Origin of the sequence: Actinomyces sp. oral taxon 171 str. F0337 (genome assembly GCF_005696555.1) — a bacterium.
GTDB classification, from domain to species: domain Bacteria; phylum Actinomycetota; class Actinomycetes; order Actinomycetales; family Actinomycetaceae; genus Actinomyces; species Actinomyces oris_E.
The window spans coordinates 1037513-1064095 of record NZ_CP040005.1 but is presented as its reverse complement, the minus strand read 5'-3'; the positions used below and the strand labels follow the sequence as shown (position 1 = coordinate 1064095).

Below are 26583 nucleotides of genomic sequence, written 5' to 3'. Positions count from 1 at the left end.
CCCGTCGTCAGCGCTTCGAGGTGAGCCGGCTGGCGGCGGCAGGATCGACCAGCACGAGGGCGTCGTCGTGACGCTGCATGACGGTCGCCGGCCACTGAGGGCTCACCTCACCCTCGACGAGCTGGGTGATGGCCTCGGCCTTGCCCTCACCGGTAGCGATGAGGACGAGCTTGCGAGCCTCCATGATGGTGGCCAGCCCCTGGGTGATGCACTGGGTGGGCACGGCATCGACGTCGCCGTCGAAGAAGCGGGCGTTGTCCCGGCGGGTCTGCTCGTGGAGCTCGCCGAGGTGCGTGCGCGAGTCGAGGGCGCCGCCGGGCTCGTTGAACCCGATGTGCCCGTCGGAGCCGATGCCGAGGATCTGCAGGTCGCAGTATCCGGCGGCAGCCATCTGCGCCTCGTAGTCCCGGCAGGCGGCCTCGAGGTCCTCGCTCAGCGCGTCCGGGCCGTGGAGGGCCCCGGGGCGCATGTCGACGCGGGAGCGCAGATTGGTCTCCATGAAGGTGGCATAGCGCTCCGGGTGCCCGGCGGGAAGGCCGACGTACTCGTCGAGCATGAATCCGGTGACCTCCGCGAAGCTGAGGCGCCCGGCGGCGCAACGAGTGGTGAGCTCGTCATACAGGGGCAGGGGCGAGGATCCTGTCGCGGTGCCCAGCACGGCTGCCGGTTTGTCCTTGAGCAGCGCCTCGATCTCGTCGGCGGCCCGCTGCGCGATCGCCTGCGCGGAATCCAGAATGACAAGCTGCACGATGATGTCCTCTCTGACACAACGACTGGTAGTACTGAGTTTACTGATCTCAGAGAGCCGCTACATGCTTGAGCGACTTTAGAGAAATGCTACCTCGAATCGTCAGAATCAATCACTCTGTGGTGATGTGACCAGCACGATCACACCGGCTGTGCATGGCCCGGCCAGGTGCGGATCGTGGCAAGAACCTGAGGTCCTCGCCGGTCCAGCATCCGCCCGCCGAAGACGACTCCACCCCAGAGCAGCAGACTGCACCACACGATCCCCGCGACGAGTGCAACCCACTCCCACAGAGGCGCCGCCTGGACGACGCCGTAGACCGCCATCCCCAGGACCGGGGAGCACACGGCCAGGAGAAGCAGGATAGCCACCATCTGAATGAGCGCGGCCAGGAAGGCCGTCCCCGAGGTCCGCGAGCGCATGGGGCTGTCCCCGGGGGCGAGCGTCTCGTAGGGCAGCAGGACGCTGGCGAGACAGGACCAGGCCAGCGCGCAGCCGTAGAGAGCCAGGCAGGCGCCGGTGACGGCGGGCAGCGCCTCCCATCGTCCTGTCCACGCGACCATGAGCAGATCGACGACGAGCAGAGCGGGAACCTGCCACGCGGCCGCCCCGACTACCCGTCCCAGACGGTCGTGCGCCCCACGGATCCCTGCGCTGATATGACTCCACAAGGCGGTGGAATCCAGGCCGAGGTCATCATGGATAGCCCACCCCATGAAGACTGCCAGGGCGGGTGCCATGAACAGCAGCGCGGCCGGTGCGTGCCCGAGGGCGAAGCTGTTCTCCACCCGCTGACCGTTGACGTAGACGACGAATCGGGAGGAGTTGAGAGCAGGACCCAGAACGAGCACAACAGGAAGGAGCAGGACGGACAGGAACTGAACCAGGTACCTGGGATCGGTGCGCCAGTAGCGCAGGCTGCGTGCCGCCACGGCGGCGGCGGGCGCAGGCAGGGCCGCGCCGAGCCTACGGGCCCATGGCAGCACGTCGGGCAGGCCACGGTGCTGTATGTCGGAGCCCGCGCCGTCGGCTGCGTAGGCCCGCGTCCGGGTGTGCGACGACCCTGGAGAGGTCATCGCCTTGTTCACCACGCGCTGCCACAGGGGCAGCAGGATCATGGGGAGGATCCACGCTCCGATCGCCAGTACCAGAGCCGACAGTACGGAACCGGTGGCTATGAGACCAGGGGCGGCGAAGGCCCACCCGAAGGGGATCAGGCCCATGACCTTGGCCAGGGTCCGGAGCTGTTGAAGAAAGCCAGTGGGATCGTCCCCGAGGATCCGGGGGATCAGATTCGGCAGCTGTGTGAACACCAAGAAGGCCACGAAGGCGATGATCGCCGTCGTTTCACGCCCCCGACGAGAGGAGGAGATGCCTGCGGCCGTCACGATGATCCGGGACAGCAGGACGCAGGTGGCCAGGGCCGCCGGGGCGCACAGCAGCGCCAGGAGCGCAGCCAGGAGCTGGCCCGCCAGCAGCCAGGTGAGGACTGGAATGAGGCAGACGGCAGCCGTGATGCAACCGGGGATTCCCAGGGCGCCGGCGGCCAGCAGGCCGAGCGCCAGCCGTCTTGATGGAGCGGCCCAGGCCGCCATGGCACGAGGGTCCAGGGTGGAGTCGACCCCGGTGACGAGCAGGGGCACCATGGCCCAACCGGCCACCAGCAGCGCCCCGAGAGACCCGAGAACCAGCATGATGACGTCGGGGTCGGCCTTCAGTCCCAGTCCGACGGCGCCGGCCAGCATCAAGCCGAGCGCCCCCAACCCGTAAAGGGCCCCGAACACGGTCCCGATGATGGCCCAGACGTTCTTGGTCAGGGCGTTGAGGGTCAGGCGCCATTTCAGCTTGACGAGGGTCGCAACCATGACAGCCCCTCCGTTCGCACCTGGCCCCCCACCAGCTCGGTGAAGCGCTGCTCGAGGTCCGCGCCGGCCGCGACCTGCTCCGTCGTCCCTGCGGCGACAACTCGGCCGGCATTGATGATGGCCACGTGGTCGCACAGGCGCTGCACGGTGGCCATGACGTGGCTGGAGATGACCACGGTGCCGCCGGCGGCGGCGTAGTCCCGCAGGATCGCCTGGATCGTCTGGGCCGAGATCGGGTCGACGGCCTCGAAGGGCTCGTCCAGGACCAGGATGGAGGGCGAGTGCACCATGGCGCAGGCCAGGTGGATCTTCTTGCGCATGCCCGCCGAGTAGTCGGCGACCAGTGTCGTCCCGGCGTCCCACAGCCCCAGCACCTTGACCAGCTCAGTGGCCCGGGGCACCACGACATCCCGATCGAGCCCGCGCAGCAGGCCGGAGTATGTGACGAGCTCAAGGCCGTTGAGACGGTCGAAGGTACGCAGCCCGTCGGGCAGGACTCCCAGAAGGGTCTTGGCCCGCTGCGGCTGAGTCCACACGTCAACACCATGCACGAGTACCTGACCGGCGTCGGGGCGCAGTAGGCCGGTGGCCATCGACAGGCTGGTCGTCTTGCCCGCCCCGTTGGGACCGACGATGCCATAGAAGCTGGACACGGGAATGTCGAGGCTCAGCCGATCCACCGCAACTTTGCGATCGAAGGCCTTGACCAGTCCCATCATCTGAAGTGCCGGAACAGAAGCGGGGCCGGGAGACGCCCCGGCCAGTGCGGCAACCGCGTCCGTGCCGTCAGGCGAACTCACCGCGAATGTGGAAGCAGACATATTTCCACTGTAAAAGGACCTTCCTATTCAGCCCTCCGCCGGAAGGAGGAGATCACAGATCCGGTCATCCTCCCGGAGAACCGCACTGAGCATCATCAGCGTCATGGGGACGGCACGGGAGCGCAGACACGATTCCGGCCCGTCTGCCGCACCTCGACGGTGCGGCAGACGGGCCGGAATCAGGACATCAGGGGCACGGCCCCACGTATCACTCGGCGACAGCCTTCTTCAGCGAGGAGCCGACGGTGACCTTGACGCCGTAGCCGGCGGGGATCTGGATCTCCTCACCGGTGCGGGGGTTGCGGCCAGTGCGTGCGGCACGCTCGACGCGCTCGATACCCATGAGGCCAGTGATCTTCACGGCCTCACCCTTGGCGACGTTCTCAACGAGGACATCCTGGAAGGCTCCCAGGAAGGCGTCGGCGTCGGTCTTGGTCAGGCCAGCCTTCTCGGCGATGGCGGCGATGAGCTCGGTGCGGTTGACGGACATGTCTTCCCTCTCGATCGTGGACGGACACCCTTATGTGGTGCCACTTCTGGCAACGCTACGCATAAAACCTTGGGTTTGTCAGGTCAGACCGGAGTGTCGCGCTGGGTAGCGAGTAACAATTCGCACATTTGCACCACAGCAGTCACATCCGTCACACACAGAGCAAGTCGCGGAACGACGCCGTTTCCTCCTGCCCCTCCGCTCAGCCCTTCCACAGGGCGCCGGGCAGCGCGCTTGCGAACCACGAGGTGATGGTCGTCGGGTGAGTGATAGCGGTACCGACGACGACGGCGAAGGCGCCGTGCTCCATGGCGGCAGCCGCCTGCGCGGGAGTGTGGACCCGCCCCTCGACCACCAGGGGGACCTCCGCGACACCGGCGATCTGGTCGACGAGCTCGAGGTCGGGTCCCTCGGTCTTGGGGCGCTCCCCGGTGTAGCCGGCCAGTGTGGTCCCCAGGATGTCCACTCCTGCGTCCTGGGCGGCCTTGGCATCATCCAGAGAGCCGCAGTCGGCCATGACGAGGACCTCGGGGCGGGCCTGACGGAGGCCCTCGACGGTCTGGGCCAGGCTCAGCCCGTCGGGGCGGGGGCGCCGTGTTCCATCCATTGCCACGATCTGGCTTCCGGTGGCGGCCACGGCGATGGCGTGGGTGAGGGTCGGGGTGATGAAGACGCCGTCGTGCCCATCCTTCCACAGGCCGATGACAGGAACGTCGACGTGCTGACAGATGAGGGCCAGGTCCGCCAGCCCTTGTGCGCGGATGCCGACGGCGCCTCCGGCGATGCACGCCTGGGCCACCTGGTCCATGGTGCGGGAGTCGCGCATCGGCTCGCCCGGGTATGCCTGGGCGGAGGCGATGAGTCCTCCCTTGAGGCGTTCCAGAACGGGGTGGATCCCCGCCGTGGCGGCATGCGCCTGCGTTGACGACTGTGAGGGTGACTGCTCGGTCATGGGTGTGTCCTGTCTGATGATGCCCGAGCCCGGTGGCTAGGGGCGGTGGTTGTCGTTGCTGGCAGCCAGGGCGAGGGCACCGCGAGCCGCGCCGACGATCGGCGCGGTGGTCCCCAGGGTGGCGGGAATGATCTTGATGGGGGCCAGAGGGGCGATGATCTCTGCGGTGAAGGTCTGTCGCAGGGGCTTCCACCACAGGTCGCCGGCGCGGGCCAGTCCACCGGAGACGACGACGACGTCGGGATCGATCACGGTGACCAGGCCTGCCAGCGCCCTGCCCAGGCAAGTGGCCGAGTCTCGGTAGACCTCCACGGCGATATCATCCCCGGCGGCGGCGCGCTCCTCGACCCCGCGGGCGTCAGGGACATCGGGGGCCCCACCCTTGGCCAGGTAGCGGCGGTGGATCTGCGGCCCGGCGGTGATGCCCTCCAGGTGCCCCTTCCTACCGCAGGTGCAGGGCTCCCCCTGGGCCCCGGGGACGGGGACGTGACCGATCTCGCCGGCCACGTGATGGGCGCCCCTACGAGTTCGCCCCTCGATGACGAGGGCGCCGCCGACCCCGGTGCCCACCGCCACCATGAGGACGACCTCAGCCCCGGTACCGGCGCCGAGCCAGGCCTCTCCGGCGGCGTAGGCGTCGACGTCGTTCTCGACGTGGATCGGCAGCTCACCCAGGCCCTGGGCGGCGAGCCGCTCCTGAACACCGGCGGCGACCTGCGTGCCGGCCCATCCGGTGATGGCGTCGGTGGCCGACAGGATGGCTCCCCGTTCGACGTCGACGACGCCTGCGGTACCGATCCCGACCGCCGTGATCGGTACGGCACTGCCGGGCTCCTGGTGCGTTCCCGCCCCGACGACCTTCGTGATCAGGCCGCTGATGGCGTCGAGCATGGCGGCAGGACCGTCGTGAGCCGGGGTCGGGCAGGAGCTCACCGGTCCTTGCAGGGCTCCATCGGCGTCGACCAGCGCGGCAGCCATCTTGGTGCCGCCCAGGTCGAGTCCAACGACGAGCGGTGCCTGGTAGCACGGCAATGGTGATGGGTTGAGGGAGGTGGATGGGAGGACATCCTGACTCATGACGCTCTCCGACGGGGGGGGTTGGGCGCTGGCGCGCCGGATGAAAGTGGGAAGGAATGAGGGACGACCGCAGGAGGCCGCCTGGAGCGAGGCTCGAGGCCTCGGCGCCGCCCTGGCGCTGCATGCCCGCATCGGCCGACGTCGCGGCCGGGCGGGCTTGCAGCCGTCGGGACATCAGATAAGGCCCTGGGCCCTGACGATCTCCAGGACCCGCTCCTTGGTCTCGCCCTCGAGAGCCTTGACGGGGAAGGCCATCTCGTTGGTGGCGATGACTCCGATCGCCTCCATGGCGGTCTTGAAGGCGCCGATACCGGTGGCGTCGGCCGAGCGCCCCTGGGGCACGAAGACGATCTCGAAGCCGGCGCAGACCTCGTCCTGGAGGCGACGCACCTCGTCCCACGCGCCTTCGCGGGAGGCCTTCCACATCGCGGCGTAGCGGACCGGGTCCACGTTGCCGTATCCGGGGACGAGGCCGTCGGCTCCCAGCAGGAGCATGCCGTCGACGACGCACTCGTGACCGGTCAGGAGGGCCAGGGGGTGGCCCGCGGCCTCGTTGGCAGCGACCAGTCTGCGGAAGGCCACGTCATTGCCGGAGGAGTCCTTGACGCCGGCCAGGACTCCCTCCTTGCCCAGCTCGACGAGCAGGTCGCAACCGAGCTTGGCGCCGCCGAGGCGCACGGGGACGTCGTAGGCGAAGACGGGGACATCGATGGCCGCGGCGATGGCGCGGAAGTGAGCCTTGATCTCCTCGGCGTCGTTGAGCGCGTAGAACGGGCAGGTGGCCACGATCGCCTCGGCGCCGAGGGCGGCCGCCCGACGGGCCTGGTCGATGACCCGGTGGGCGGTGGTGTCGATGGCACCGGCAAGCACCGGGACGCGCCCTGCGGCGGTCTTGACGACTCGTTCGATGACGGCGTCACGCTGGGCGTCGGTGAGGTAGGCAACCTCTCCGGAGGATCCCAGGGTGAACAGGCCATTGACGCCACCGGCGATGAGGTGCTCGACGACCTTGTCCAGGCTGTCGCAGTCAACCTCGCCCTCGGTGGTGAAAGGGGTGACGACCGGCGGGATGACGCCGGTGAAACGGTTGTCCATTGTGGTGACTCTCTTCATTGAAAGGTTATCGGACGTCTGACATCTGACGTCACGAGGTATTGTTGCAGATGCTCCCGGTTGGCGCCACCCCGGTGTCTGTGAGCGTGCGATCACTCACGTCACAGACACCGGAGCGACAGGAGGCGGACCGGGGACCGGCTCCAGGAGGCGCTACTTGACGGAGCCCTCCGAGAGCCCTCCGGAGATGTGCTTCTGAATGACCATGAAGAAGACGACCGATGGGACGATCACGATCACGGAAGCAGCCATCATGGCTCCCCAGTCAAGAACCTCCGACCCCTGGAGAGAGTAGAGGCCGACTGCGACGGGCATCCTGTCCGACTCGGTGATGAACAGGAGCGCGTAGAGGAACTCATTGAAAGTGTTGATGAAGGTGTAGACGGCAGTGGCCACGATCCCCGGAAGGATGATGGGGACCGAGATCTGCCAGAACACTCGGAATCGACTGGCCCCGTCCACGGCGGCCGCCTCCTCCACCCCGATAGGGACCGTCTGGAAGAAACCGATGAGCATCCAGATCGCATAGGGGATCGAGAACGAGAGATAGGCGATGATCAGCCCGAAGTAGCTGTTCATGAGGCCGAGCTTCACCATCGTGATGGTGTACGGGATGGCGAGCAGGATCGGCGGGAACATGTAGGTGCCGATGAGAAGCTTGGTCAGCTGCTTGCCAACACGGGGGAAGAATCGCACGATCCCATAAGCACCCAGCAACGAGACCAGGACCGCGATGACGGTTGAGCAGCCTGCGATCAGCAATGAGTTCTTGAGATTCGTCAAGAACCCGATCTCCTCGACCACCTTGCGGTAGTGCTCGAGCGTCGGCGAGCTCGAGAACAGCTGCAACGGATTCTGTGCGAGCTCGTGAGAGGTCTTGAAGGATGAGGAGACCACCCACACGAGCGGGAACACTGCAACAAAAGCAGCCACGATGAGAATGAGGTACACGCACACCGTACCCCACGGACCACGACCAGCACGTCGCATGATTCAGCCCCTTTCCTTTTCCCAGCGGTTGAGCATCACGAAGGCACCGTAAGCCAGCACCAGCAGGAAGATGAGCAGCAGGATCGTCACAGTGGAGGCAACCCCGAGCTGCCGCAGGCTCCAACCCTCCTGGTAGGCGAAGATCGGCAGTGTCGTCGTCCTCTCCCCCGGACCTCCGCCCGTCAGGAGGAAGAGCATGTCAAAGTTGTTGAAGACCCAGATGGTGCGCAGGATGACCAGCAGACCGATGACCTCTCGAATATGGGTCAGCGTAATGAACCTGAACCTCTGCCATCCGGAGGCGCCATCCACCATTGCCGCCTCGTACTGCTCCTGAGGGATGGTCTTGAGAGCAGAGAGGATGTTCACCATGAACATCGGCGCACCGAACCAGATATTGATGAGCAGCGCCACCCAGAAGGTCGTCGAGGGATTGCCCAGCAATGCCATATTCTTATCGCTGAGCCCAAGAGTGGTCAGAAGATTGGGCAGAAACCCGTAGACATCATTAAGGATCCATTTCCAGGCGAACGCAGTGATGATCGCCGGGAACGCCCAGGGAACGATGAGGAGCGTACGGAACAGTCCCGACCCGCGGGGCACCCGGTCCAACGCCAGTGCCAGAACCATTCCCACTGCGAGCTGGCCGATGATCGACGCCGCGGTCCACTTGATCGACACCCCGAAAGCATTCCAAAAACCAGGAGATGCGAGGAGGTCGGTGTAGTTGGATATACCCACCACCTGGTAGCTGTGGCGCAAGAGGTGATTGTCAGTGAAGGAGTACCAGATGCTTGAGAAGACCGGGTATATCAGAAGGGCAAGAACAATGATGACTGACGGCGCCACAAAGACGACGCCCGTCCAGTTCATTCGCTTGATTCGTGTCATGAGCTCACCTTTCGGACTGGGCGGTGGGGAGACGCCTCTCCCCACCGCATCACCGAGTCACTTGATACTGGCTCCAGCGGCCTTGAAGGCCTCGTTGAGCTTCTTCTCGCAGTCCTTGGCAGCGGTCTCGACATCGGTCTTGTCAATGATGATCGAGTGGTACATCTTCTCGATCAGCCCCTGGCTGGTGAGGACTCCCGCCTGGGCGAGTGGCCCCTTCTCCATGCCGATCGCACTGCCGACGTTGACCTGGTCCTGAATCACCTTGATGGAGTCGGAGTATTTCTTGATGGTCTCGTTGTTCGTGTAGCTCGGCTCCTTCGAGATGTCACTGAGGACCGGCAGCATGCCGCCGGGGACCGAGTGCAGGAACTCGATGTACTTGTCCTTGGTGAACAGGAACTGAAGGAATGCCTTGGCCTCCCGCTTGACCTTGGATGCCTCCCACACCACCAGGGGAACGTTGGACACCTCGGCCGGGTAGTTCGCCGGGTCCGAGGCCTTCATACGGGGAAGAGGCGCCGCGGCGATGGAGTCGACCAGGTTGGGGCTGTCCTTCGCCACCCCGGAGATGTGGAATCCGGAGTTGAAGTCGAAGGCGGTCTTGCCCTGGTAGAAGAGCGTCGCCTGATCGAGGACCGCGTAGTCCAGTGAGCCCTCCGGAGAGACCGACTTGTACAGGTCGGTCCAGTACTTGATACCACCCAGGGCTGCCTCGGAGGTGAGGTTGGCCGTTCCGTCATCCTTGAGCAGCCTCTGGCCGGCGGAGCGAACGTAGAAGTTGAGGTAGCGCGCCCCCAGCATGTCCCCCGTCCCCAGGGGCACGGAGAGTCCGTAGAGGCTATCCGACTTTCCGACGGCTTTCGCCGCCTTGGCCAGCTCCTCCCAGGTCGTCGGAACAGACAGTCCCTTGGAGCTCAGCACGTCCTTGCGGTACCACATCACCTGCGCGTGGGAGTAGATGGGCACGGAGTAGGACTTTCCGTCCAGCTGCCCCTCGGCCAGTGCCTGCTTGGGGAACCGGTCCCGACCGATGGAGTCGATGACCTTGTCCAACGGCACCAGGGCCTCGGAGTTGATCATCTCCACGACGTCATTGGGCAGTGCCGTGGAGATATCCGGAACCTGCCCTGAGGTCAGTCCGGTGGTCCACTTCGTCTTGAACTCGGACCAGGAGAACTGCTCGATCTTGATGGTGACGTCGGGATTCTTCGCGTGGAACTCCTCGGCCATCTTCTTCATCCAGTCTGCACGAGGCCCCTGGGTGAAGGAGGACCACATGGTGACCGTGCCGCGCAGGGGCCCGGTCCCCTCGTCATCGGCGGAGTCCTTGCCGCCGCATGCGGCCAGCGCGCCGCACATGCCGATGCCGCCCAGGACCATGAAACCGCGACGACTGAGTGCGGAGGCCGAGTGAGACGAGACTGAGGTGGGGGGAGTCATGACAGTTCTCCTTTGAACGGGAAATGACGGTTGGGGGTGAAGTGAGATGTGGCTGACGGGTGATTCATCGTCATGAGAGTCAGTCCTGCTCCTCTGCCTGACGGGGCTCGACGGTCTCGATACCGTCGGAGAACCAGCTCAGGGGCAGACGTGAGAAGTAGAGACCCTGGCACTCGTTCTCCCAGAGGATCCCGATCCTGCCGTCGGGCAGGACGCACATGCACTGGTAGACGTAGTGACCGGGGTTGAAGGTCCGCGAGTGCTTCCACGTGCGTCCGCCGTCGAGACTGAGTCGAATGACCCCACAGCCACGGAACGGGAGCATGAGCGAGGCGTTGGCGAAGACAATGCGGTCCTCTCCCTCGGGGGAGGGCAGACTGATCGCATTGGGCTGGCACCAGATCTCGGGAAGCTCCTCATCGAAGCGGATCGGCCCCCAGGTCTGCCCCGCGTCGTGGGACTCGCTGACGGCGACACGCCCACGAGGGTGCTGGTTGCGCATGAACAGCAGAAGGACCCCGTCTTGTCGTTCCACCACGGCGGCCTCGTGCAGTGACCAGGTCTCATCGACGAATGTCTGCGGGTCGAGCGCCCCCTCGGGGGTCTGCCGCCCTTCATTGGGGCCGTGACCGAGCTGCCAGGTCTCGCCGTGGTCGTCGGAGTAGGCGACGGTCGCGCACATCGCCAGCCAGTTCCGTTCGTTGTTGAAGTAGAGGGGAACGATGAGGCGTCCGGCGTGAGGACCGTTCCTCAGGGCGATGCCGTTGCCCGGGCAGGTGCCCAGGAACCTCATCCACGGCTGTTTCACCTGGGGATTGAGGTCCCGTGGCGTGCTCCACGTGACGCCGTCGTCGTCGGAGTGAGCGATCTGCAGGTAGCTGGTGGGGATGGCCAGGAGGCTCTCGGCCGGGTCCGCCCCGGGGGCCAGCTCGATGTTGCCCGCCGGGGTGCCGTTACGGAGCACCGTGCCGTCATCCAGCACCCGGAACTCGGTGTCCTGACCCTCGACCGCCGCGACCGTGCCATCGGGCTCGACGACGTAGCGGCCACCGTCAAGGTCTCTGAGCAGCCTCCTTCCCCGCTCGTCGAATCCTGTCGACGCCCAGCAGTTGGGCTGCCCGATCCCTCCCGGGAAGTGGTCGATGAGGACATGGACCCGTCCTGTGTGCGGATCCTGGACCATGCAGGAGTCGATGACTGACGAAGCGTCCTCCCCGCTCCCCGGACAGTCGATGACGGTGCTCGCCGGTTCCCAGCTTCGTCCTGCGTCCAAGGATCGGCGCACGACGAAGTTGATGTCGTTGGGAGAGTCGTTGGCGTTGGAGACCCGCTGATCAGCCCCTGCCAGGACGGTGCCGGAGGACAGCGTGAGGAGGGAGGGGATCCGGTAGGAGGCAGATCCGCAGTAGCCGCGGTCGAACAGAGCGTCGGTCTCAATCGGCTCCACCTCGGACAAACGCTTGATCTGTGCGTCGCTGAGCGCGTAGTCGTAGAGCCCCGCTCGCTGGACCTCTCCGGACAGACGCACCCCCTCGCAGTCCTGGCCGACGACGATCTCATCGAGCCCCTCAACCCCTCCGAGGAAGAACTCGCCAGGAGCGTGCGTCTCACGGAAGCCGTCGACGTAGAGGTCGACCGCACCGTGCCCCACAGCGACCACGACCTCGTGCCAGCCACCGTCGCTCCAGGCGCCTGTGGCCTTGACCTCCCTGCGCTCTCCCGTTGCGCTCACTCCGGTGTAGGTGATCCCCTCGGGTCCCACGGTCACAGTGAGCTGCTCGCGCCCAAGTCCACCGGCGGCAAGGAGGGCTCCTTGCTGCATCCGCCCCCGCACCCGGAAGCGCAACCAGAAGGAGCCGTGCCGAGCACCGGCGAAGCGGGCGACGTCATGAGGGCTCAGACGGTTCGCAGCGACCTCGACCAGTGGCTCAGCCCGCCTCGACAGGGCCAGGACCTCTCTGGCCGTCAGCACCCTGGGGTGCACTGTGAAGGCAGCGACCTCAGGGCTGTCCCCCTGCCCCACGACGGCCTGCGTCAGACCGGGAAGGTCCTTGAGGAAGGCCGTGGTGGTACCGCAGAACACCTGGTAGCCGTCGAGGTAGAGACGGGTACCGGCAGAATTGACGGTGACGACGGCGCTGTGCCAGCGCCCATCGTCGAGTGAGCGCACATCCTCAGCCTCCAGCTTGCTCCACCTGTCTGGAACCGTCGCCTCGTACGCGAGTGAAGATCCGACGATGCGTAGCTCGAGACCGGACCCGTCGGCTCCTCGCAGAGCAAAGAGGTTACCGTCAGACCTCGACCGGAACTCACAGGAGATGCTTCCTGTTTCAGAGTCGAGAATTTCTTCATCAAGCCGCAATGCGGCACATACTGACTCAATCACTTGTCACCTGTTTCTCAAAAAGGGCACAGAAGTCCCCATCGATCACTACATGAATCGCAAATCCCGGAATTCCACACTCAGCATCGCGAGCCGGACTCATCAAGAATGCGTCTGATCGCAGGCGCGCTTGACCTCAGCGACTCAAGCGCGTCTCGAAATTCTCATCGCCTCATACTTCACAGCGATGAGACAGCAACGGAGGGGCGCACGCCGCAGCCCACTCCTCCCCGACACAACCCCAGGTTTTCCCACCAGCTGGTCAGAGGTGAATCAAGGACGGGCCCCGACCCTCACGCACGACGGACTGGCGACGTGCCGTCGTGGTCACACGCCATGGCGCTGTGACATACATAGGAGACCCTCCTTCACAATCAACACCTTTGTTGGCGGCCGTGTATGCCGCTATCAGCTCCTCTCTGAACTGATAAAAGTAATCTACACGACACGTGACCAGAAAGTCAATGCTTGGACACTCAGAGTTCATACGAGATTGACGGACCGATTTCTCGCAATTATCACACCGATGCCTCTGCTCCAGCATCAGCGGTCTGGAGAAGGAGATACCCTCTTCAACGGAACCGATAGACAGGTGAGGGGCGGACCCGAGTGGGTCCGCCCCTCACCTGGAGATGCTGACGCCGCCGGCCGCAGCCGGGGGCCGTCTACTCAGACATCGAGCAGTGAGGGCACTGCTGACAGGAGAGTGCGCGTGTACTCCTCCTGAGGATTGTTGAAGATCTCCTCAGTGGTGTTGATCTCGAGGATCTTGCCGAAGTACATGACGGCGATCCGGTCCGAGACGTAGCGCACCGTGTTGATGTCGTGACTGATGAACACCAGTCCCAGCCCCAAGGAGGCCTTGAGGTCCTGGAGGAGGTTGAGCACCTGAGCGCGCACCGAGACGTCCAGGGCCGAGGTGGGCTCGTCGGCCACGATGATGTCGGGGTCGAGAGCGAGTGCTCGGGCAATGGCCACGCGCTGGCGCTGACCACCGGAGATCTGCCGAGGCAGCACGTTGAGTGCGCTGGGCGGCAGCCCGACCAGGTGGAGGAGGTCGCGCACCCGGGCCTCTCGCTCCTTGGGAGAACCGATTCCGTGGACGTTGAGCGGGTCGATGAGCGCGTCGTGCACGATCATGCGCGGGTTGAGGGCCGTGGCCGGGTCCTGGAAGACCACCGAGATGCTGCGTCCCAGCTCGCGACGGTCCGCGGCCGAGCGCCCCAGCGGACGGCCCTTGAAGATGACCTCACCGGAGGTGATCGGCTGCAGCCCCACCATGACCCGGGCGGTGGTGGACTTGCCACAGCCCGACTCCCCCACGAGTCCCAGTGTCTCTCCGCGCTTGACGGACAGCGAGACGTTGTTGACCGCGTGAACCGTGTCCGGGTTGAACAGGCCACCGGTGCGGGACTTGTGGATGACATTGACGTCCCTGAGCTCGACGACCGGCTGGTCCTCGCTCCATGAGGACGATGCAGACGTGTTGGGGGACATCAGTGCTTCTCCTTAGCGAGCAGAGTCTCGAGCTCGGGGGTGATGGCGTAGCTGTGCTCCGTCGTGCCCGGCACCGGCTTGAGCACCGGACGGGTCTCAAGGCCGACCGTCGGGTGGGACGATCTCGGGGCGAACCGGTCTCCCTTGACGAACTCGCTGGGTGAGGGGACGACCCCTCGCACCTGGTGGAGTCGTTTGGAGCCGGCCTCGATGGAGAGCACAGCACCAAGAAGGCCCTGGGTGTACTCGTGAACAGGGTTGGACAGCAGCTCGCTGGTGGGCGCCTGCTCGACCACCTGGCCCGCGTACATCACGGTGATTCGGTGAGCCAGCTTGGCCACGAGAGCCAGGTCGTGCGAGACGAAGACCATCGCGAAGCCGAGCTTCTCACGAAGCTCATTGAGCAGGTCGATGACCTGCTTCTGAACGGTCACGTCCAGGGCGGTCGTCGGCTCGTCGGCCAGAACCAGGGCGGGGTCGCGGGTCAGCGCCATGGCGATGAGGACGCGCTGGCGCTGACCGCCGGAGAGCTCGTGCGGGTAGCTGCGCAACGTGCGCTTGGGGTCGAGCCCCACCAGCTCGAGGAGCTCGGAGGCACTACGCGTGCCTCCGCGTGCGCTCAGCTGGGCCATCTGGGTGCGGATGAGCATCGAGGGGTTCAGCGAGGACAGGGCGTCCTGGTAGACCATGCTCATCTCGTGACCGCGCAGCGCGTTGTGCTCGGACGGCGTCATCTCAAGGATGTTGCGCCCCTTGAAGAGAATTTCGCCGGAGAGGCGGGCCGAGGGCGGCAGCAGCCCCATGACGGCCATCGAGCTGATGGACTTGCCGCAGCCGGACTCCCCCACCAGGCCCATGGTCTCGCCGGGACGCACGGAGAAGGAGACGCCATCGACGATGTTGACCTCACCGTGCTGCTCGGGGAAGGCGATCGAGAGGTTCTTGACCTCCAGGACCGGGTCCTCACCGGTGTCCTCGTAGACCAGGCGGTCTCGCCGGGCGAGCTCGGCCACCCGCAGGGAGCTGAGCCGCTCGGACAGAGGAACATCCTCAGCCGCCGGAGCGACGACGCCGGTCAGCGAGCTCAGCCCGTTCGTGGCGTCATCCCCGTCAGCGACGGAGGCGTTGGTGACCACCGCCTCGGCCGCGTCGTCCCAGGCCTCCAGGGTCTCCTGGGCGTCCATGGCCTCCTCATCGGCCTGGACATCGGGCTTGGCCTTGATACGCGGCGAGGCCATCGCATCGGTGAGCCCCTCGGACAGGACGTTGAGGCACAGGGTGGTGATAAGGATGAGCAGGCCAGGGAAGAAGGTCGGCCACCAGTGGCCAGACAGGAGCAGCTCCTTGCCCTCGGACAGCATGTTGCCCCAGGTCGGGGTGTTGACGGATTTGATGCCCGCACCGATGAAGGACAGTGAGGCCTCGAAGACGATCGCGTCAGCCACCAGGACGGTCGCGAAGACCATGATGGGGGCGATGCAGTTGCGGGCCACGTGCTTGAGGAGGATCCACGGCACCGGGGCACCCATCACTTTGGAGGCAGCCACATAGTCCTCCCCGAACTGAGAGATGATGTTGGCACGCACCACGCGGGTGAGCTGGGGGATGTAGAGGATGCCGATGGAGACGATGATGACCGGCAGCATCGGCAGGCGGGTCGACATCGCCGAGACGAGGACGGCCGCCAGAGCGATGCCGGGGAAGGACATGACGACGTCGAGCACGCGCATGAGGGTCTCAGCGACCCACTTGCGGGAGGTGGCGGCGACGGCGCCGAGGACCGAGGCCACCACAAGCGCAAGTCCAGTGGCCGTCAGGCCCACGACCAGTGAGATCCTAGAGCCGTAGACGGCGCGGGAGAAGATGTCACGTCCTGTGGCATCGGTGCCGAACAGGTGCGACATCGAGGGAGCCACGGAGAGGTCACTGGTGGTCAGATTGCCGGCGCCCTCAATTCCCTCAATGTGGGCGGTCGACTTGGCCACCGCGAGCCCTGTCGCATTGGGAGAGTAGGGGGCGACGACGGGAGCCAGGATGGCGATGAGAGCGATGAGGCCGAGTACGACGACAGCGATCTTGGAACCCAGGGGAAGCGCCTTCCAGCCCTGAAAGCGCGTCCCGGGCTTGGAGGCCTTATCCAGTGTGGAGCGGTGCAGCATCAGATGCTCCTGATTCGTGGGTTGACGAGGACGTAGAGCATGTCAACAACAATGTTGATGATGATGAAGGCCAGTGCCACCGTGATGGAGACTCCCTGAACGACGTTCACGTCATTACGGGTAATGCCCTCGAAGATGAGCTTGCCCATCCCCTGGATATTGAAGATCATCTCGATGACAACAGCGCCCCCCATGGCATAGCCGAAGCGCAGGCCCAGCACGGTCAGCGGCGTGATGAGCGCGTTGCGCAGCACGTTGCGAGCCACGACGACGTTCCTGGGGACACCGCCGCCGATGGCGGTGCGCACGTAGTCGCGGTCGAGCTCCTCGACCATGGCGGTACGGACCACACGGGTCAGTGAGCCAGCATTGGGCACCGCGATGGCCAGGGCCGGTAGGAAGATCTGATTGACATAGGCAGCAGGATCCTCGTCAAGAGAAATCCATTCGGCAACCACCGCCGGGAAGGTTCCGCTTCCGCCCGGGACAGTGGAGAACCACTGAATGAGCAGCAGGGCGAGCCAGAAGGACGGGGTGGCCAGGCAGGCGATGGAGATGACGCGGATGACCTGGTCCTGCCACTTGTCGCGGTAGAGGGCCGCAGTGATGCCCAGGACCGTGGACACGATGACGGCTGCGAAGATTCCGATGAAGGTCAGCTGGAGCGTGATGGGGAAGGCCTCGGCAACCCGCTGGGAAGTATCGACTCCGGTGAAGGAGGTGCCGAGGTCTCCGTGGACCAGGCCCAGGAGGTAGTCCCAGTACCGCTGAAGGAGGGGATCGTTGAGGTGGTGGGCGACTCGGTACTGCTCGAGGGCGTCTGGCGTGGCCGACTCACCCAGCGCGAGACGCGCCGGGTCTGCCGAGGAGAACGACATGACGACGAAGACGAGCAGCGTCACGCCCAGCACCATGACCGGCAGCGCAACCAGGCGCCGTCCGATCAGGCGGAAGAGGTTGGACACTGAAATGCTCCTTTGCGTTAGCGTCCTGCCGCCTTAAGCGGGCGGCTGGGTGACATGGCGGCCGCAAGGTCGACCACCACCCCAATTGTCTGATGTCTGACGTCAGATCGCAAGTCCGTTACTTTCGCCTCGGACACACCGACGCCACAAGCGCAGCGCGGGCGGCGCAGCACCCTCCAGAGAGTGACACACCGCCCGCGCATGATTCTCAGGACTTGGTCGACCCCGTCCCAAGGAAGGACAGCGCGGTCAGCTTGATCGGCTGGAAGTCCTTCAGGGTCGAGGAGTTGTAGGCAATCGGGCTCTTGCGGTGGAAGATCGGGTAGAGGGGAACCTCCTCCGAGATCTTGTCGAAGGCCTCCTGCCACTTGGCGATCTGCTTATCACCCTCGAGCTTGGCCCCCTCCTCGAGCAGCGCATAGATCGCCTTCTGCCCCTCCGAGCCCTTCCAGTGCATGCGATTCTCGATCCACGTAGGCGTGTCATACCACCAGCGCATGAGCAGGTCCCCATCCTCACCGAAGACCGAGGGATCACCGGGCGCGATGACGACATCCCACGCCTTCGCCCCATCCTGGGACTCAATGAAGGTGTACAAATCGGACGACTTCTTCTCGTCATAGCTGACCGTCACCCCGAGGGCCTCGAGGTTCTCCCGGATGACGGGACGCACCCCCGAGAACCAGCCGTGGTCCGAGCACAGCATCCTGATACTGGTGATCCCAGCCTCAGCCAGGAGCGCCTTGGCCTTGTCGAGGTCCTTGGAGTAGACCGTCTTGGCCTTCTTGTACGCGGGGTGCCCCTCCTGGACGAAGCAGGTTGCCGGCGTTGCCAGCCCGGCCATGGCGTCCTTGCAGATCTTGTCGTAGTCCAGGGCGTAGAGCACCGCCTGGCGGGCCTTGACGTTGGAGAAGGTGGTGTTGTTGAACATGGCGAAGAGCAGACTGAATCCCTGCAGCGCCGAGACCTTGATCGGTTCCTTGAAGGTCGGCAGGTTGGCCGCCGGGACGGCGTCGATAGCCTGCACGGAGCCAGAGGTCATCGCGTTGGTGCGGGTGGTGTCATCGGGCATGATGTTCCACTTCATGGTCTTGACCAGCGCCGGGTACGGACCGTTGTAGTGGTCATTGCGCTCGAACACGATGACCTGCTTCGCCGCACCGTTGTCCGTCATCTTGTAGGGCCCGCTGCCGACAGGGTTGTACGTGAACTTCTTGGGGTCGGCCTCGACGACCGCCTTGGGGACGATCTTGACGACACTGAGACGCTCAGGCAGGAGCACGAAGGCGTGCTTGAGCTTGAAGGTGATGGTACTGGCATCCTTGGCCTCCACCTTGTCGATGAAGGGGAGGAAGTTCGAGTACGGCGGCAGCTTCTTAACCAGGATACGTTCGAAGGAGTAGACGACATCCTCAGCGGTCACGGCCGAACCGTTGGAGAACTTCGCATCCTTGCGCAGCTTCACCTCATAGGTGGTGTCGTCGATCTTCTTGGGCATCTCCGCCGCCAGAGCCGCGTACACCTCACGGGTCGCCGGGTGAATATCGGTGAGCCCCTCCATGGTGTGCCAGTTGGCCGCAATCGTGAGAGCGGAGCTGGTCGTCGCGGGGTCGTAGCCGTTGGTGCCCAGCTCGTAGGAGATGCCCGCGGTGATGACGCCGTCCTTGTTCGCAGCCTTGCTCCCCTTGCCGCACGCCGCCACGCTGGCCGCAAGGCCAGCAGCCACGCCCAGGGTGCCGGTCAGCCTGATGAAGTCGCGGCGGCTGGCGCCCGCCGGAGTTGTGATCGCCATTGATTCTCTCCTGATGTCTGACGTCTTATGTCTGACGTTGGTAGGATGACTGTAGCAGAAGTCGGGGAGCTCAGACCACTCACGACCTCGCAGGCAGGACACTCACCAACCACCGCCCCACCGTTGGGGCGAGTCGTTCAACGAGCGGAATCACATCGCAGTGATCAACAATGACTGACAGGGCAGGAACCGTGGCAGACAGCAAGAAGAGCAGCATCATGAACAGAGCATCCGTACCGCACACAACCGCCGCCGCAGGGAAAGAGACGAACATCACGCTTGCGATTGATGAACCGATCATCCCCCACGGCCCCTACTCCACACTGATGACGTCGCCCGTCACTCAGGCGGAAACCACGATGACCGCGATCAAGAACTACATCCTGCGCTCCGGCCTGCAGATGGGTGATGCGTTGCCGACGGAGTCCCAGCTGTGCACCGACCTGGGAGTATCCCGCTCCTCCGTCCGCGAGGCCGTCCGCACCCTCGTCGCCCTCGACATCGTCGAAGTACGCCACGGACACGGCATGTTCGTCGGCCAGGTCTCCATGCGCCCCATGGTCGAGTCCCTCGTCTTCAAAGGCCTCCTCAACCCCGGAGACGACCACCGCGGACTACGCAACATCGTCGAAGTACGCATCACCCTCGACAACGCCCTGGCCGAACCCGTCACCCACGCCTGGAACAACCGACAAGACCCCGAGCTCGACACCATCGTCGACAAGATCGAGCACCTCGCCTCACAAGGAGAGCTCTTCACCGACCAGGACCGCCGCTTCCACACACGCCTGCTCGAACCCCTCGACAACCGCCTCTACCTCCACCTCACCGAAGCCTTCTGGGCCATCCACACCCTCACCGTCCCCCTCCTGGGCGCCCCCAAGCTCGAAGACCTCACCAGCACCGCAAAAGCCCACCGAGCCATGCTCCACGCAGCCCGCACCGGAAACATCCCCGCCTACCACCAAGCCATCACCCAGCACTACGCCCCACTCCTAGCAGTCCTCACCTAAACCACCCCCAGCCAAAAACCGCTCCGTCAGAGCCGGATAGGTTCCGGCCTGCGCCACGGCCAGAACATTGAGGCGCGGGTCCTCCGGACGAAGCAGCCTCTCCATCCACAGGTCGCGCGCGGCAGTGAGCCCCTGCGCGAGCCACCGCGCATTGACGAACTCCATGGCGTGAGTGCCCCCGGGGTAGACGTGCAGCTCGGCATCACCGCCGTCGCACCACACCCTGGAGGCGAAGGCGACATCCTCATCCCGGAAGACCTCGGCGGAGGCCACTGAGATGAACAGCGGCGGCAGTCCGCCCAGCCATGTAGCGCGGGCGGGGGCCTCGTATGGGGTGACCAGCTCCGTGCCACGCCGCTCCCCCAGCGCCGCGTCCCAGGCAACGTTGTTGTACGCCGCCGGCCAGGTGCCATCGTCCGGGTACTGACGCGCCGAGACCGAGTCCTGCCAGTGCCGCATTCCTGTGCGGTCATCCAGCATGAGGTAGTCCAGCAGCCCGCCGAGAACGGCCGGCCCCTGTCGGTCTCGCGCCATGAGCAGCGTGCCGGCGCTCAGCCCTCCACCGGCGCTCGGCCCGACGACGACGACGCGCCGCGGATCGGCCCCGAGGTCCTCGGCATGCTCGACCGCCCAGCACAGCGTGGCGTAGCAGTCCTCGACGCCGGCGGGTGCCGGATGCTCCGGAGCCAGCCGGTACTCAGGACTGACAATGACGCCTCCATGCCTCCGCAGCCACGGGACAACGGTCAACAGACCGTTGAAACGGCACCCCATCACCAGTCCTCCCCCGTGCAGGGAGAGGAACAGAGGACCGGGCCGGCCGACGGAGGCGCTTTGGACGGCCCGCGCGACCGCAGCGGGAAACGCCGTCCCGTTCTGACGAAGGACCTCAACATCCTCCAGGTCGACGTCAGGATGCCTGAGCAGGAAACCCGCTCGGACCTCATCAACGGGGGCGCGCCAACTCGGGATATTCCGCACCGTCATGGTCCGGAAGATGCCGAGCGGCTCAATGCGCTCAAGCAGGGCTGCAGTGGCACTGTCGTAGGGAGGACGGGCAGGGAGCGATTCATGCGTGAGAGGCATGCCGCAATTGTTACACCATGATCTATATCGCAGTAATCCAATCACAATCAGTCACTGATCTGCGGTTCGCGGCTCCGCCACCGACCGCTGACCGACGACGACTCCACACTCAACCTGTCAGCTGCCTGGGGTCTTGAGAGCGCATGGGTGGGTGCGGTTCGACATTCACCAGCGTAAATGCACCAAAAGTCGGACAATGGGGCCATGCAGATGTCCCGCGGTGTCATGTCCGGCCTCACCACCACCCCCATGACTCAGTCCTCCACAGCGATCGCCGAGATCAAGAACTACATCCTGAGAACCGGCCTTCAGGTGGGTGATGCGTTGCCGACGGAGTCGCAGCTGTGCTCGGACCTGGGAGTGTCGCGCTCCTCCGTGCGCGAGGCCGTACGCACCCTGGTCGCCCTCGACATCGTCGAGGTCCGCCACGGACACGGCATGTTCGTCGGCAAGGTCTCCATGCGCCCCATGGTCGAGTCCCTCGTCTTCAGAGGCCTCCTCAACCCCGGAGACGACCACCGCGGACTACGCGACATCGTCGAGGTCCGCATCACCCTCGACAAGGCCCTGGCCGAACCCGTCACCCAGACCTGGAAGAACCGCCAGGACACCGAGCTCGACCAGATCGTGGCGCAGATGGACGTCCATGCCCAAAAAGGCGAGCTGTTCACCGAGCAGGACCGCCGCTTCCACATGAGACTGCTCGAGCCCTTGGACAACCATCTCTTCTTGCACCTCACCGAGGCCTTCTGGGCCGTCCACACCCTGACCGTCCCCCTCCTGGGCGCACCCAGACCCGAGGACATGCTCAGCGCCGCCAGAGCTCACCGGACCATGCTCCAGGCCGCACGCGCCGGAGACGCCCAGGCCTACCGCGAGGCCATCACCGACCACTACGCCCCACTCCTGGCCGCCCTCACCTGAACCGAGCGGCAGCAGTCCTCTTATCCGAGTCCCGTAGCCCCTTCGCGGCGCAGCAAAGAGATCTTGACGGCGGTTCCGTAGCGGAATCCCCCGACGCTTCCGTCGGAACGCCGTATGCGGTGGCAGGGGACGAACAGCGCCGCGGCATTGCGTGCACACGCTGAGGCGGCGGCCCGTGAGGCCGCCGGCCTCCCACTGGCCTGGGCGAGCTCGGTGTAGGTCAGTGTGGTGCCTGCGGCGACCTCTCGGAGCCTGGACCAGGCCTGCTCGATGAAGGGGCCGCCGACCTGGAGAACAGGAACCTCAGCGAGAGCGTCGCCCTCGCCGCGGTAGTAGGAGCGCATGGCGGCAACAGCACGTGCCAGGGTCCCATCGCACTCCCCCTCCGAAAACGCCTCGGTGCGGGATGGTCTCAGACTCGGGTGGATGAGCCCGACCAGCTCCTTGGTGTCGGCGGTCCATCCTGAGGCGAGCACGTACTCGGCCCGGTCGACGCCGTCGTCGGCGCCATCGGCACTGCCGTGGCCCGTGACGATGGTGAAGGGACCGTCAGGAGTGCTCACAGTGCAGCTGCGAGCCGTGTCGTTCGTCGTCGCCATGGAGTCAGGCTACGTAGTGGTCCGGGGATGTTCCACCAGTCCGGGAGCCGGCGGCAAAAACAGAGGTGCCCGCTGAACCGGCGATTCAGCGGGCACCTCTCATGGGAATTTGTGGAGATGGGGGGAATCGAACCCCCGTCCGACGGGCGCACAACAGGACTTCTCCGGGTGCAGCTCGCTAGCGTTTTTCTCAGCCCCGGCGTCTCACGCGAGCAAGGACGCCGACGGGCTCAGTCGATGAAAAGTCCCAAGAGCCCTACCGACACGGGCTCTCAGCAGTGGCTCCCTGGATGACGCCAGGAACCGGGGCGGAAGCGCTCCCCGGGCTGACGGACTTCGAGGCTCGCTCAGGCGGCGAGGGCGAAGTCGGTGCGAGTGTTATCGGCACCTATTGGTTCGCGCAGAGCGTTGACGAGATGACTGCGCATCCTCGACCCGCTTCTCCTGAACCTACGACCGTCGTCGAAACCGATCATCCCCTGTGCAGTTGTCACCGGCAGCCCTGAGGCCTCCCGGAACACGCCCTCAAAGGGCCACACAAGTCTAGCAGGAAGAGGACGACCAGTGTCGGAGGACTGCGCCACACGGCGTCTCGGCGAGCTGCTCAACTGCGGCGATGGCGGGTCAGCGACTTGAACGAATATCATGACAGAACAGGCCGGTTACCTCGTGGTGACCTCGGTCCTCCTCTGCACAGCGTCAAGGAGAGTGTCATGGACACACGCCTGTTTCCCGCCCTGGGCCGCGAGATCCCAGTCATCGGCACTGGTACGTGGCAACTGGGCATTGATCTGAGCGAAGTCGATCCTTCTCGTGCCTTCAGCAATCTCGATGCAGCATGCGCCTCGGGGGTCACCTTCATCGATACGGCCGACGCCTATGACAACGGCGCCTCAGAGAGGTTCCTCGGCGAGTTCTTCTCCGCTCGTCCTCGCACCGGACTCACGGTGGCCACGAAGATGGGGAGGAGCAGTGGAGAGAGGACGTATCCCACCGACGGCTTCAGTCGAGACCTTGTTCTTCACTGGAACGACCGCTCCCGGAAAAATCTCGGCACCGAGACCATCGACATTGTCCATCTGCATGCTCCTCCCATCGAGCTACTTCAACGCCAGCACCTGTGGGAGCTCCTCGACGAGCTGGTCGAGACCGAGCGGATACGCTGCTACGGAGTGAGCGTCCTCACCTGCGCCGAGGCTCTCGAGGCGATCCGGCACCTGGGTTGCGCGAGCGTGGAGATCATCGTGAACGTCTTCCGGCACAAGCCCCTGGAGGAAGTTCTCCCCGCTGCGCGCGAGTCCGGGACCGCAGTGATCGCGAGGGTTCCGCTACCTGATGGGCTGCTGTCCCATAACCGTCGTCGTGGTAGCACACCCGCACCGTCCGGATCAGTGGCGGCCCTCGACGCCGGCTGGATCTACTCCGTGGTCCCCGACGAGGTGGGAATGCAAGCCGCCCACGAGTTCTCCGGCCTGTGCCGCCGGCTCGGCCCCGAGCATGTTCCACCGGTCCAGGTCGCCCTGCGGTGGCTCCTGGATCAGGAGGGCATCACCTGCATCCTGCCTGACGCTCATAGTCTCAATCAGGTACGCTCCAACGCCCGTGCAGCCGAGCTGCCACCGCTGAGTCAGGAGATGCACACTGCGGTGAGAGAGCTCTACGACCGTCTCATCAGGCCCTACGTACACCAGCACTGGTAGGACCGGACGACACGAGTGAGGGCCGCGCAGGCTATACAAGCCGTGCGGATGATCACGGCGGCCTCAGCCCCGACGTCGGTTGGCGGCGGCCATGGCCCGGGCAGCCTCCCTCTTGTCCTGCGCCTCGCGCAGGGCCTGGCGCTTGTCCCAGTCCTGCTTGCCTCGGGCAAGGGCGATCTCCAGCTTGGCGCGGCCACCGATGAAGTACAGCTCCAGCGGGACCACGGTGTAGCCCTTGGCCTGCACCCTGGTCTTAAGACGCTCGAGCTCGCTGCGGTGCAGGAGCAGCTTGCGCTTGCGACGCGGGGAGTGGTTGTTCCACGTCCCTTGCAGGTACTCGGGGATATGAGCCCCCTGGAGCCAGGCCTCGCCATGGCGGTCGATCTCGATCCAGGCCTCGGTGAGCGAGGCCCGTCCCATGCGCAATGCCTTGACCTCGGTGCCGGTGAGAACCAGCCCTGCCTCATAGCGGTCCTCGATGAAGTAGTCGTGGGTCGCCTTGCGGTTACGGGCCACCGTCTTGTGGGCGTCGGAAGCGGCCTTCGCCTTCTGCCCGGCCGTTGGCTTGGACGCCCGAGCAGACTTGGGGGCAGGGGTCATCGGCCTGTCCTTTCACGAGTACTGGATGGCTGGCGCTCCCACGTCAGGGCGGCCCGGAGTCCCCTCCGAGTGAGCTGCTCCCCACCGGGGCATCGTGGCGTGACACGACGACGCGCAGGGACAGGAGTTTACGGGCCTCGTCAAGAAGAACTCGCCTAGAAACCGGGCAGGGACATCGGGTCGATGTACACCCCGTCCTGAGCCACCTGGAAGTGGACGTGCGCCCCGGTCGCGTAGCCGGTTGAGCCGGTCGCGCCGACGACGTCACCGCGATTGACCTGCTGGCCGTCGGCAATGCTGCGCGAGGAGAGGTGGCACAGAGTGATGACGTAGGAGTGCCCGTCGATGATGCCGCCGTTGATGTCAATGCCGATGCCGCAGGACTCGGAGTCCCAGTAGGTGGCTACTCCGGAGACCGCGGCGTACTGGGGCGTCCCCTCACTCGCGGCGAAGTCGACCCCCTGGTGCCCTGTTCCGGTGCCGGTGACCGGGTGAACGCGGTACCCGAAGGGCGAGGTCACCTCGAGCGGACCGGTGATCGGGTGACCGATGTACCCGCTTCCCAGGGAGTCGGAGCCGATCGAGCTCGAGGGGACCGACGGCATGGTTCCGGCGCTGGCCGCAGCCCGGTTGGCGGCGTCGATCTGGGCGACTCGCGCGGCAGCGGCAGCGGCATCGGCGTTGGCCTGGTCGAGCTGGGACTGGAGACTGCTCTTACGGCTCTCCAGCGCCGCGGCGGCGGACTTCTTCTGAGCAGCCAGCTTGGCGACCTCGTCCCGTTTGGTCTTGGCCGCGTCCCGGGCCGTCTTGGCGTTGGCCTCGGCGGTGTCGGCCTCGGTCTTGAGCGTGCCGACTCGCGTGGTGGCAGCATTCTGTCTGGCCTCACGGTTGGCGTTCTGAGCGCGCTCGACCTCGGCGGCGGACAGGACCGCCTCCTGGACCCCTGAGCCGATCTCGACCGCTGAGGCACGCTGGCTGAGCTCCTCGACGTCCTGCGAGGCGAGAACATAGCTCCACGAGGTCACCGAGTTGTCCCCCTGGTAGGTGGACACCACGATCTCCGCCACGGAGCTGGAGGTCTCCGAGGCCGTCTTCTGGGACGCCTCGGACTCCTGCTTGACCGTCTCAAGGCTGCTCTGCGCCGCGGCCAGGCGGTCACTGGCGATCTGCTGCTCCCTCTCCTTGGCGGCCAGAGCCGTCTCAGCGGTGGTCAGCTCGGATTCCGCGGTGCTCAAGGAGGCCTGGGCGTTCTGAAGCGAGATGTAGGCCTGTCCCAGATCGGCGCTGACCCCCTCGAGGGAGGAGAGGACCTCCTGCTGCTTGCGCTGAGCCTCACTCTGTTTGGCCACGGCGTCGTCGCGCTCATCGGCCAGGGAGATGTCCCCGGAGTAGAAGAAGGCGAGGCTGGCGGCGGCCAGGGCGCAGACCGCGGCACGCCGGCGCGAGCGACGGAGGAACAGACGAGACAGCATGCG

General features: G+C 65.2%; 22 protein-coding genes and 1 other RNA gene. 3 read left to right on the top strand and 20 right to left on the bottom strand.

From position 1 onward, the window contains the following. Window positions 1-7 precede the first annotated feature (7 nt). The 15 genes from nagB to FBF36_RS04630 form a co-directional block, all read right to left on the bottom strand. Window positions 8-748, bottom strand: coding sequence for a glucosamine-6-phosphate deaminase (gene nagB / locus FBF36_RS04700; protein ID WP_009398489.1), 741 nt, complete (start codon window positions 746-748; stop codon window positions 8-10). A 140-nt stretch (window positions 749-888) separates the two neighbouring features. Next, window positions 889-2613, bottom strand: coding sequence for a hypothetical protein (locus tag FBF36_RS04695; RefSeq protein ID WP_009398488.1), 1725 nt, complete (start codon window positions 2611-2613; stop codon window positions 889-891). Then, a complete protein-coding gene (locus tag FBF36_RS04690; RefSeq protein WP_034493507.1) occupies window positions 2589-3434 on the bottom strand; it encodes an ABC transporter ATP-binding protein in 846 nt (281 codons plus the stop codon). Before FBF36_RS04690 ends, FBF36_RS04695 begins: the two co-directional genes overlap by 25 nt. A 208-nt stretch (window positions 3435-3642) precedes the next feature. Beyond that, the gene (locus FBF36_RS04685; protein WP_003783064.1) at window positions 3643-3924 is read right to left on the bottom strand and encodes an HU family DNA-binding protein; all 282 of its coding nucleotides are present in this window, start codon (window positions 3922-3924) and stop codon (window positions 3643-3645) included. 202 nt (window positions 3925-4126) lie between these two features. After that, window positions 4127-4876, bottom strand: a complete 750-nt coding sequence (locus FBF36_RS04680; RefSeq protein WP_009398486.1) for an N-acetylmannosamine-6-phosphate 2-epimerase — start codon at window positions 4874-4876, stop codon at window positions 4127-4129. A gap of 36 nt (window positions 4877-4912) precedes the next feature. After that, window positions 4913-5953, bottom strand: a complete 1041-nt coding sequence (locus tag FBF36_RS04675; RefSeq protein WP_138137222.1) for an ROK family protein — start codon at window positions 5951-5953, stop codon at window positions 4913-4915. Window positions 5954-6127: 174 nt separating this feature from the next. Further along, entirely contained in the window at window positions 6128-7048 is a 921-nt protein-coding gene (locus FBF36_RS04670) for a dihydrodipicolinate synthase family protein (RefSeq protein WP_034493503.1), read from the bottom strand. 171 nt (window positions 7049-7219) lie between these two features. After that, window positions 7220-7999 (bottom strand): carbohydrate ABC transporter permease, encoded by a 780-nt coding sequence (locus FBF36_RS04665; protein WP_225792465.1) that lies wholly within the window; start codon window positions 7997-7999, stop codon window positions 7220-7222. Window positions 8000-8059: 60 nt separating this feature from the next. After that, entirely contained in the window at window positions 8060-8947 is an 888-nt protein-coding gene (locus tag FBF36_RS04660; protein ID WP_034493501.1) for a carbohydrate ABC transporter permease, read from the bottom strand. Window positions 8948-9004: 57 nt separating this feature from the next. Further along, window positions 9005-10390, bottom strand: a complete 1386-nt coding sequence (locus tag FBF36_RS04655) for an ABC transporter substrate-binding protein (protein ID WP_034493499.1) — start codon at window positions 10388-10390, stop codon at window positions 9005-9007. 79 nt (window positions 10391-10469) lie between these two features. Further along, window positions 10470-12776: a sialidase family protein gene (locus FBF36_RS04650; protein ID WP_034493497.1), complete on the bottom strand. Its 2307-nt coding sequence runs from the start codon at window positions 12774-12776 to the stop codon at window positions 10470-10472. Window positions 12777-13442: 666 nt separating this feature from the next. Beyond that, a complete protein-coding gene (locus FBF36_RS04645; protein WP_009398472.1) occupies window positions 13443-14270 on the bottom strand; it encodes an ATP-binding cassette domain-containing protein in 828 nt (275 codons plus the stop codon). Beyond that, window positions 14270-16429 carry a dipeptide/oligopeptide/nickel ABC transporter permease/ATP-binding protein gene (locus FBF36_RS04640; protein ID WP_009398470.1) on the bottom strand — a complete coding sequence of 720 codons (2160 nt, stop codon included), beginning with the start codon at window positions 16427-16429 and terminating at the stop codon, window positions 14270-14272. The genes FBF36_RS04645 and FBF36_RS04640 overlap by 1 nt, the downstream gene beginning before the upstream one ends. After that, on the bottom strand, window positions 16429-17394 hold the full coding sequence (locus FBF36_RS04635; RefSeq protein ID WP_009398468.1) for an ABC transporter permease: 966 nt from the start codon (window positions 17392-17394) through the stop codon (window positions 16429-16431). Before FBF36_RS04635 ends, FBF36_RS04640 begins: the two co-directional genes overlap by 1 nt. A 208-nt stretch (window positions 17395-17602) precedes the next feature. Then, a complete protein-coding gene (locus FBF36_RS04630; protein WP_009398465.1) occupies window positions 17603-19186 on the bottom strand; it encodes an ABC transporter substrate-binding protein in 1584 nt (527 codons plus the stop codon). A gap of 170 nt (window positions 19187-19356) precedes the next feature. Here FBF36_RS04630 and FBF36_RS04625 point away from each other — a divergent pair, with 170 nt between their 5' ends. Further along, on the top strand, window positions 19357-20199 hold the full coding sequence (locus FBF36_RS04625) for a FadR/GntR family transcriptional regulator (protein WP_138137220.1): 843 nt from the start codon (window positions 19357-19359) through the stop codon (window positions 20197-20199). On the opposite strand, the gene FBF36_RS04620 is transcribed toward FBF36_RS04625, so the two are convergent. Then, window positions 20182-21285, bottom strand: a complete 1104-nt coding sequence (locus FBF36_RS04620; protein ID WP_009398460.1) for an alpha/beta hydrolase — start codon at window positions 21283-21285, stop codon at window positions 20182-20184. The genes FBF36_RS04625 and FBF36_RS04620 overlap by 18 nt on opposite strands. 204 nt (window positions 21286-21489) lie before the next feature. On the opposite strand from FBF36_RS04620, the gene FBF36_RS04615 reads away from it, so the two are divergent. Continuing rightward, entirely contained in the window at window positions 21490-22209 is a 720-nt protein-coding gene (locus tag FBF36_RS04615) for a FadR/GntR family transcriptional regulator (protein ID WP_034493495.1), read from the top strand. Window positions 22210-22229: 20 nt separating this feature from the next. On the opposite strand, the gene FBF36_RS04610 is transcribed toward FBF36_RS04615, so the two are convergent. Further along, on the bottom strand, window positions 22230-22808 hold the full coding sequence (locus FBF36_RS04610; RefSeq protein WP_009398456.1) for a methylated-DNA--[protein]-cysteine S-methyltransferase: 579 nt from the start codon (window positions 22806-22808) through the stop codon (window positions 22230-22232). Between the two features lie 109 nt (window positions 22809-22917). Continuing rightward, window positions 22918-23288: a transfer-messenger RNA gene (gene ssrA, locus FBF36_RS04605) on the bottom strand. Window positions 23289-23521: 233 nt separating this feature from the next. Between ssrA and FBF36_RS04600 the strand changes: the two genes are divergently transcribed. Next, complete coding sequence (locus FBF36_RS04600; RefSeq protein ID WP_009398454.1) at window positions 23522-24508, top strand: aldo/keto reductase; 987 nt, start codon at window positions 23522-23524, stop codon at window positions 24506-24508. 63 nt (window positions 24509-24571) lie between these two features. On the opposite strand, the gene smpB is transcribed toward FBF36_RS04600, so the two are convergent. Continuing rightward, window positions 24572-25108: an SsrA-binding protein SmpB gene (gene smpB / locus FBF36_RS04595; RefSeq protein ID WP_009398453.1), complete on the bottom strand. Its 537-nt coding sequence runs from the start codon at window positions 25106-25108 to the stop codon at window positions 24572-24574. A 155-nt stretch (window positions 25109-25263) separates the two neighbouring features. Further along, window positions 25264-26580: a peptidoglycan DD-metalloendopeptidase family protein gene (locus tag FBF36_RS04590; RefSeq protein WP_009398452.1), complete on the bottom strand. Its 1317-nt coding sequence runs from the start codon at window positions 26578-26580 to the stop codon at window positions 25264-25266. Window positions 26581-26583 lie beyond the last annotated feature (3 nt).

What these genes read in the sequence shown, in the direction of transcription:
- FBF36_RS04600 (WP_009398454.1), top strand. Translation starts at nt 23,522, where the DNA reads ATGGACACACGCCTGTTTCCCGCCCTGGGCCGCGAGATCCCAGTCATC.
- FBF36_RS04690 (WP_034493507.1), bottom strand. Translation starts at nt 3,434, where the DNA reads ATGTCTGCTTCCACATTCGCGGTGAGTTCGCCTGACGGCACGGACGCG.
- FBF36_RS04660 (WP_034493501.1), bottom strand. Translation starts at nt 8,947, where the DNA reads ATGACACGAATCAAGCGAATGAACTGGACGGGCGTCGTCTTTGTGGCG.
- smpB (WP_009398453.1), bottom strand. Translation starts at nt 25,108, where the DNA reads ATGACCCCTGCCCCCAAGTCTGCTCGGGCGTCCAAGCCAACGGCCGGG.
- FBF36_RS04630 (WP_009398465.1), bottom strand. Translation starts at nt 19,186, where the DNA reads ATGGCGATCACAACTCCGGCGGGCGCCAGCCGCCGCGACTTCATCAGG.
- FBF36_RS04695 (WP_009398488.1), bottom strand. Translation starts at nt 2,613, where the DNA reads ATGGTTGCGACCCTCGTCAAGCTGAAATGGCGCCTGACCCTCAACGCC.
- FBF36_RS04670 (WP_034493503.1), bottom strand. Translation starts at nt 7,048, where the DNA reads ATGGACAACCGTTTCACCGGCGTCATCCCGCCGGTCGTCACCCCTTTC.
- FBF36_RS04620 (WP_009398460.1), bottom strand. Translation starts at nt 21,285, where the DNA reads ATGCCTCTCACGCATGAATCGCTCCCTGCCCGTCCTCCCTACGACAGT.
- FBF36_RS04680 (WP_009398486.1), bottom strand. Translation starts at nt 4,876, where the DNA reads ATGACCGAGCAGTCACCCTCACAGTCGTCAACGCAGGCGCATGCCGCC.
- FBF36_RS04640 (WP_009398470.1), bottom strand. Translation starts at nt 16,429, where the DNA reads ATGCTGCACCGCTCCACACTGGATAAGGCCTCCAAGCCCGGGACGCGC.
- FBF36_RS04625 (WP_138137220.1), top strand. Translation starts at nt 19,357, where the DNA reads ATGACTGACAGGGCAGGAACCGTGGCAGACAGCAAGAAGAGCAGCATC.
- FBF36_RS04590 (WP_009398452.1), bottom strand. Translation starts at nt 26,580, where the DNA reads ATGCTGTCTCGTCTGTTCCTCCGTCGCTCGCGCCGGCGTGCCGCGGTC.
- FBF36_RS04645 (WP_009398472.1), bottom strand. Translation starts at nt 14,270, where the DNA reads ATGTCCCCCAACACGTCTGCATCGTCCTCATGGAGCGAGGACCAGCCG.
- FBF36_RS04655 (WP_034493499.1), bottom strand. Translation starts at nt 10,390, where the DNA reads ATGACTCCCCCCACCTCAGTCTCGTCTCACTCGGCCTCCGCACTCAGT.
- FBF36_RS04675 (WP_138137222.1), bottom strand. Translation starts at nt 5,953, where the DNA reads ATGAGTCAGGATGTCCTCCCATCCACCTCCCTCAACCCATCACCATTG.
- FBF36_RS04685 (WP_003783064.1), bottom strand. Translation starts at nt 3,924, where the DNA reads ATGTCCGTCAACCGCACCGAGCTCATCGCCGCCATCGCCGAGAAGGCT.
- FBF36_RS04615 (WP_034493495.1), top strand. Translation starts at nt 21,490, where the DNA reads ATGCAGATGTCCCGCGGTGTCATGTCCGGCCTCACCACCACCCCCATG.
- FBF36_RS04610 (WP_009398456.1), bottom strand. Translation starts at nt 22,808, where the DNA reads ATGGCGACGACGAACGACACGGCTCGCAGCTGCACTGTGAGCACTCCT.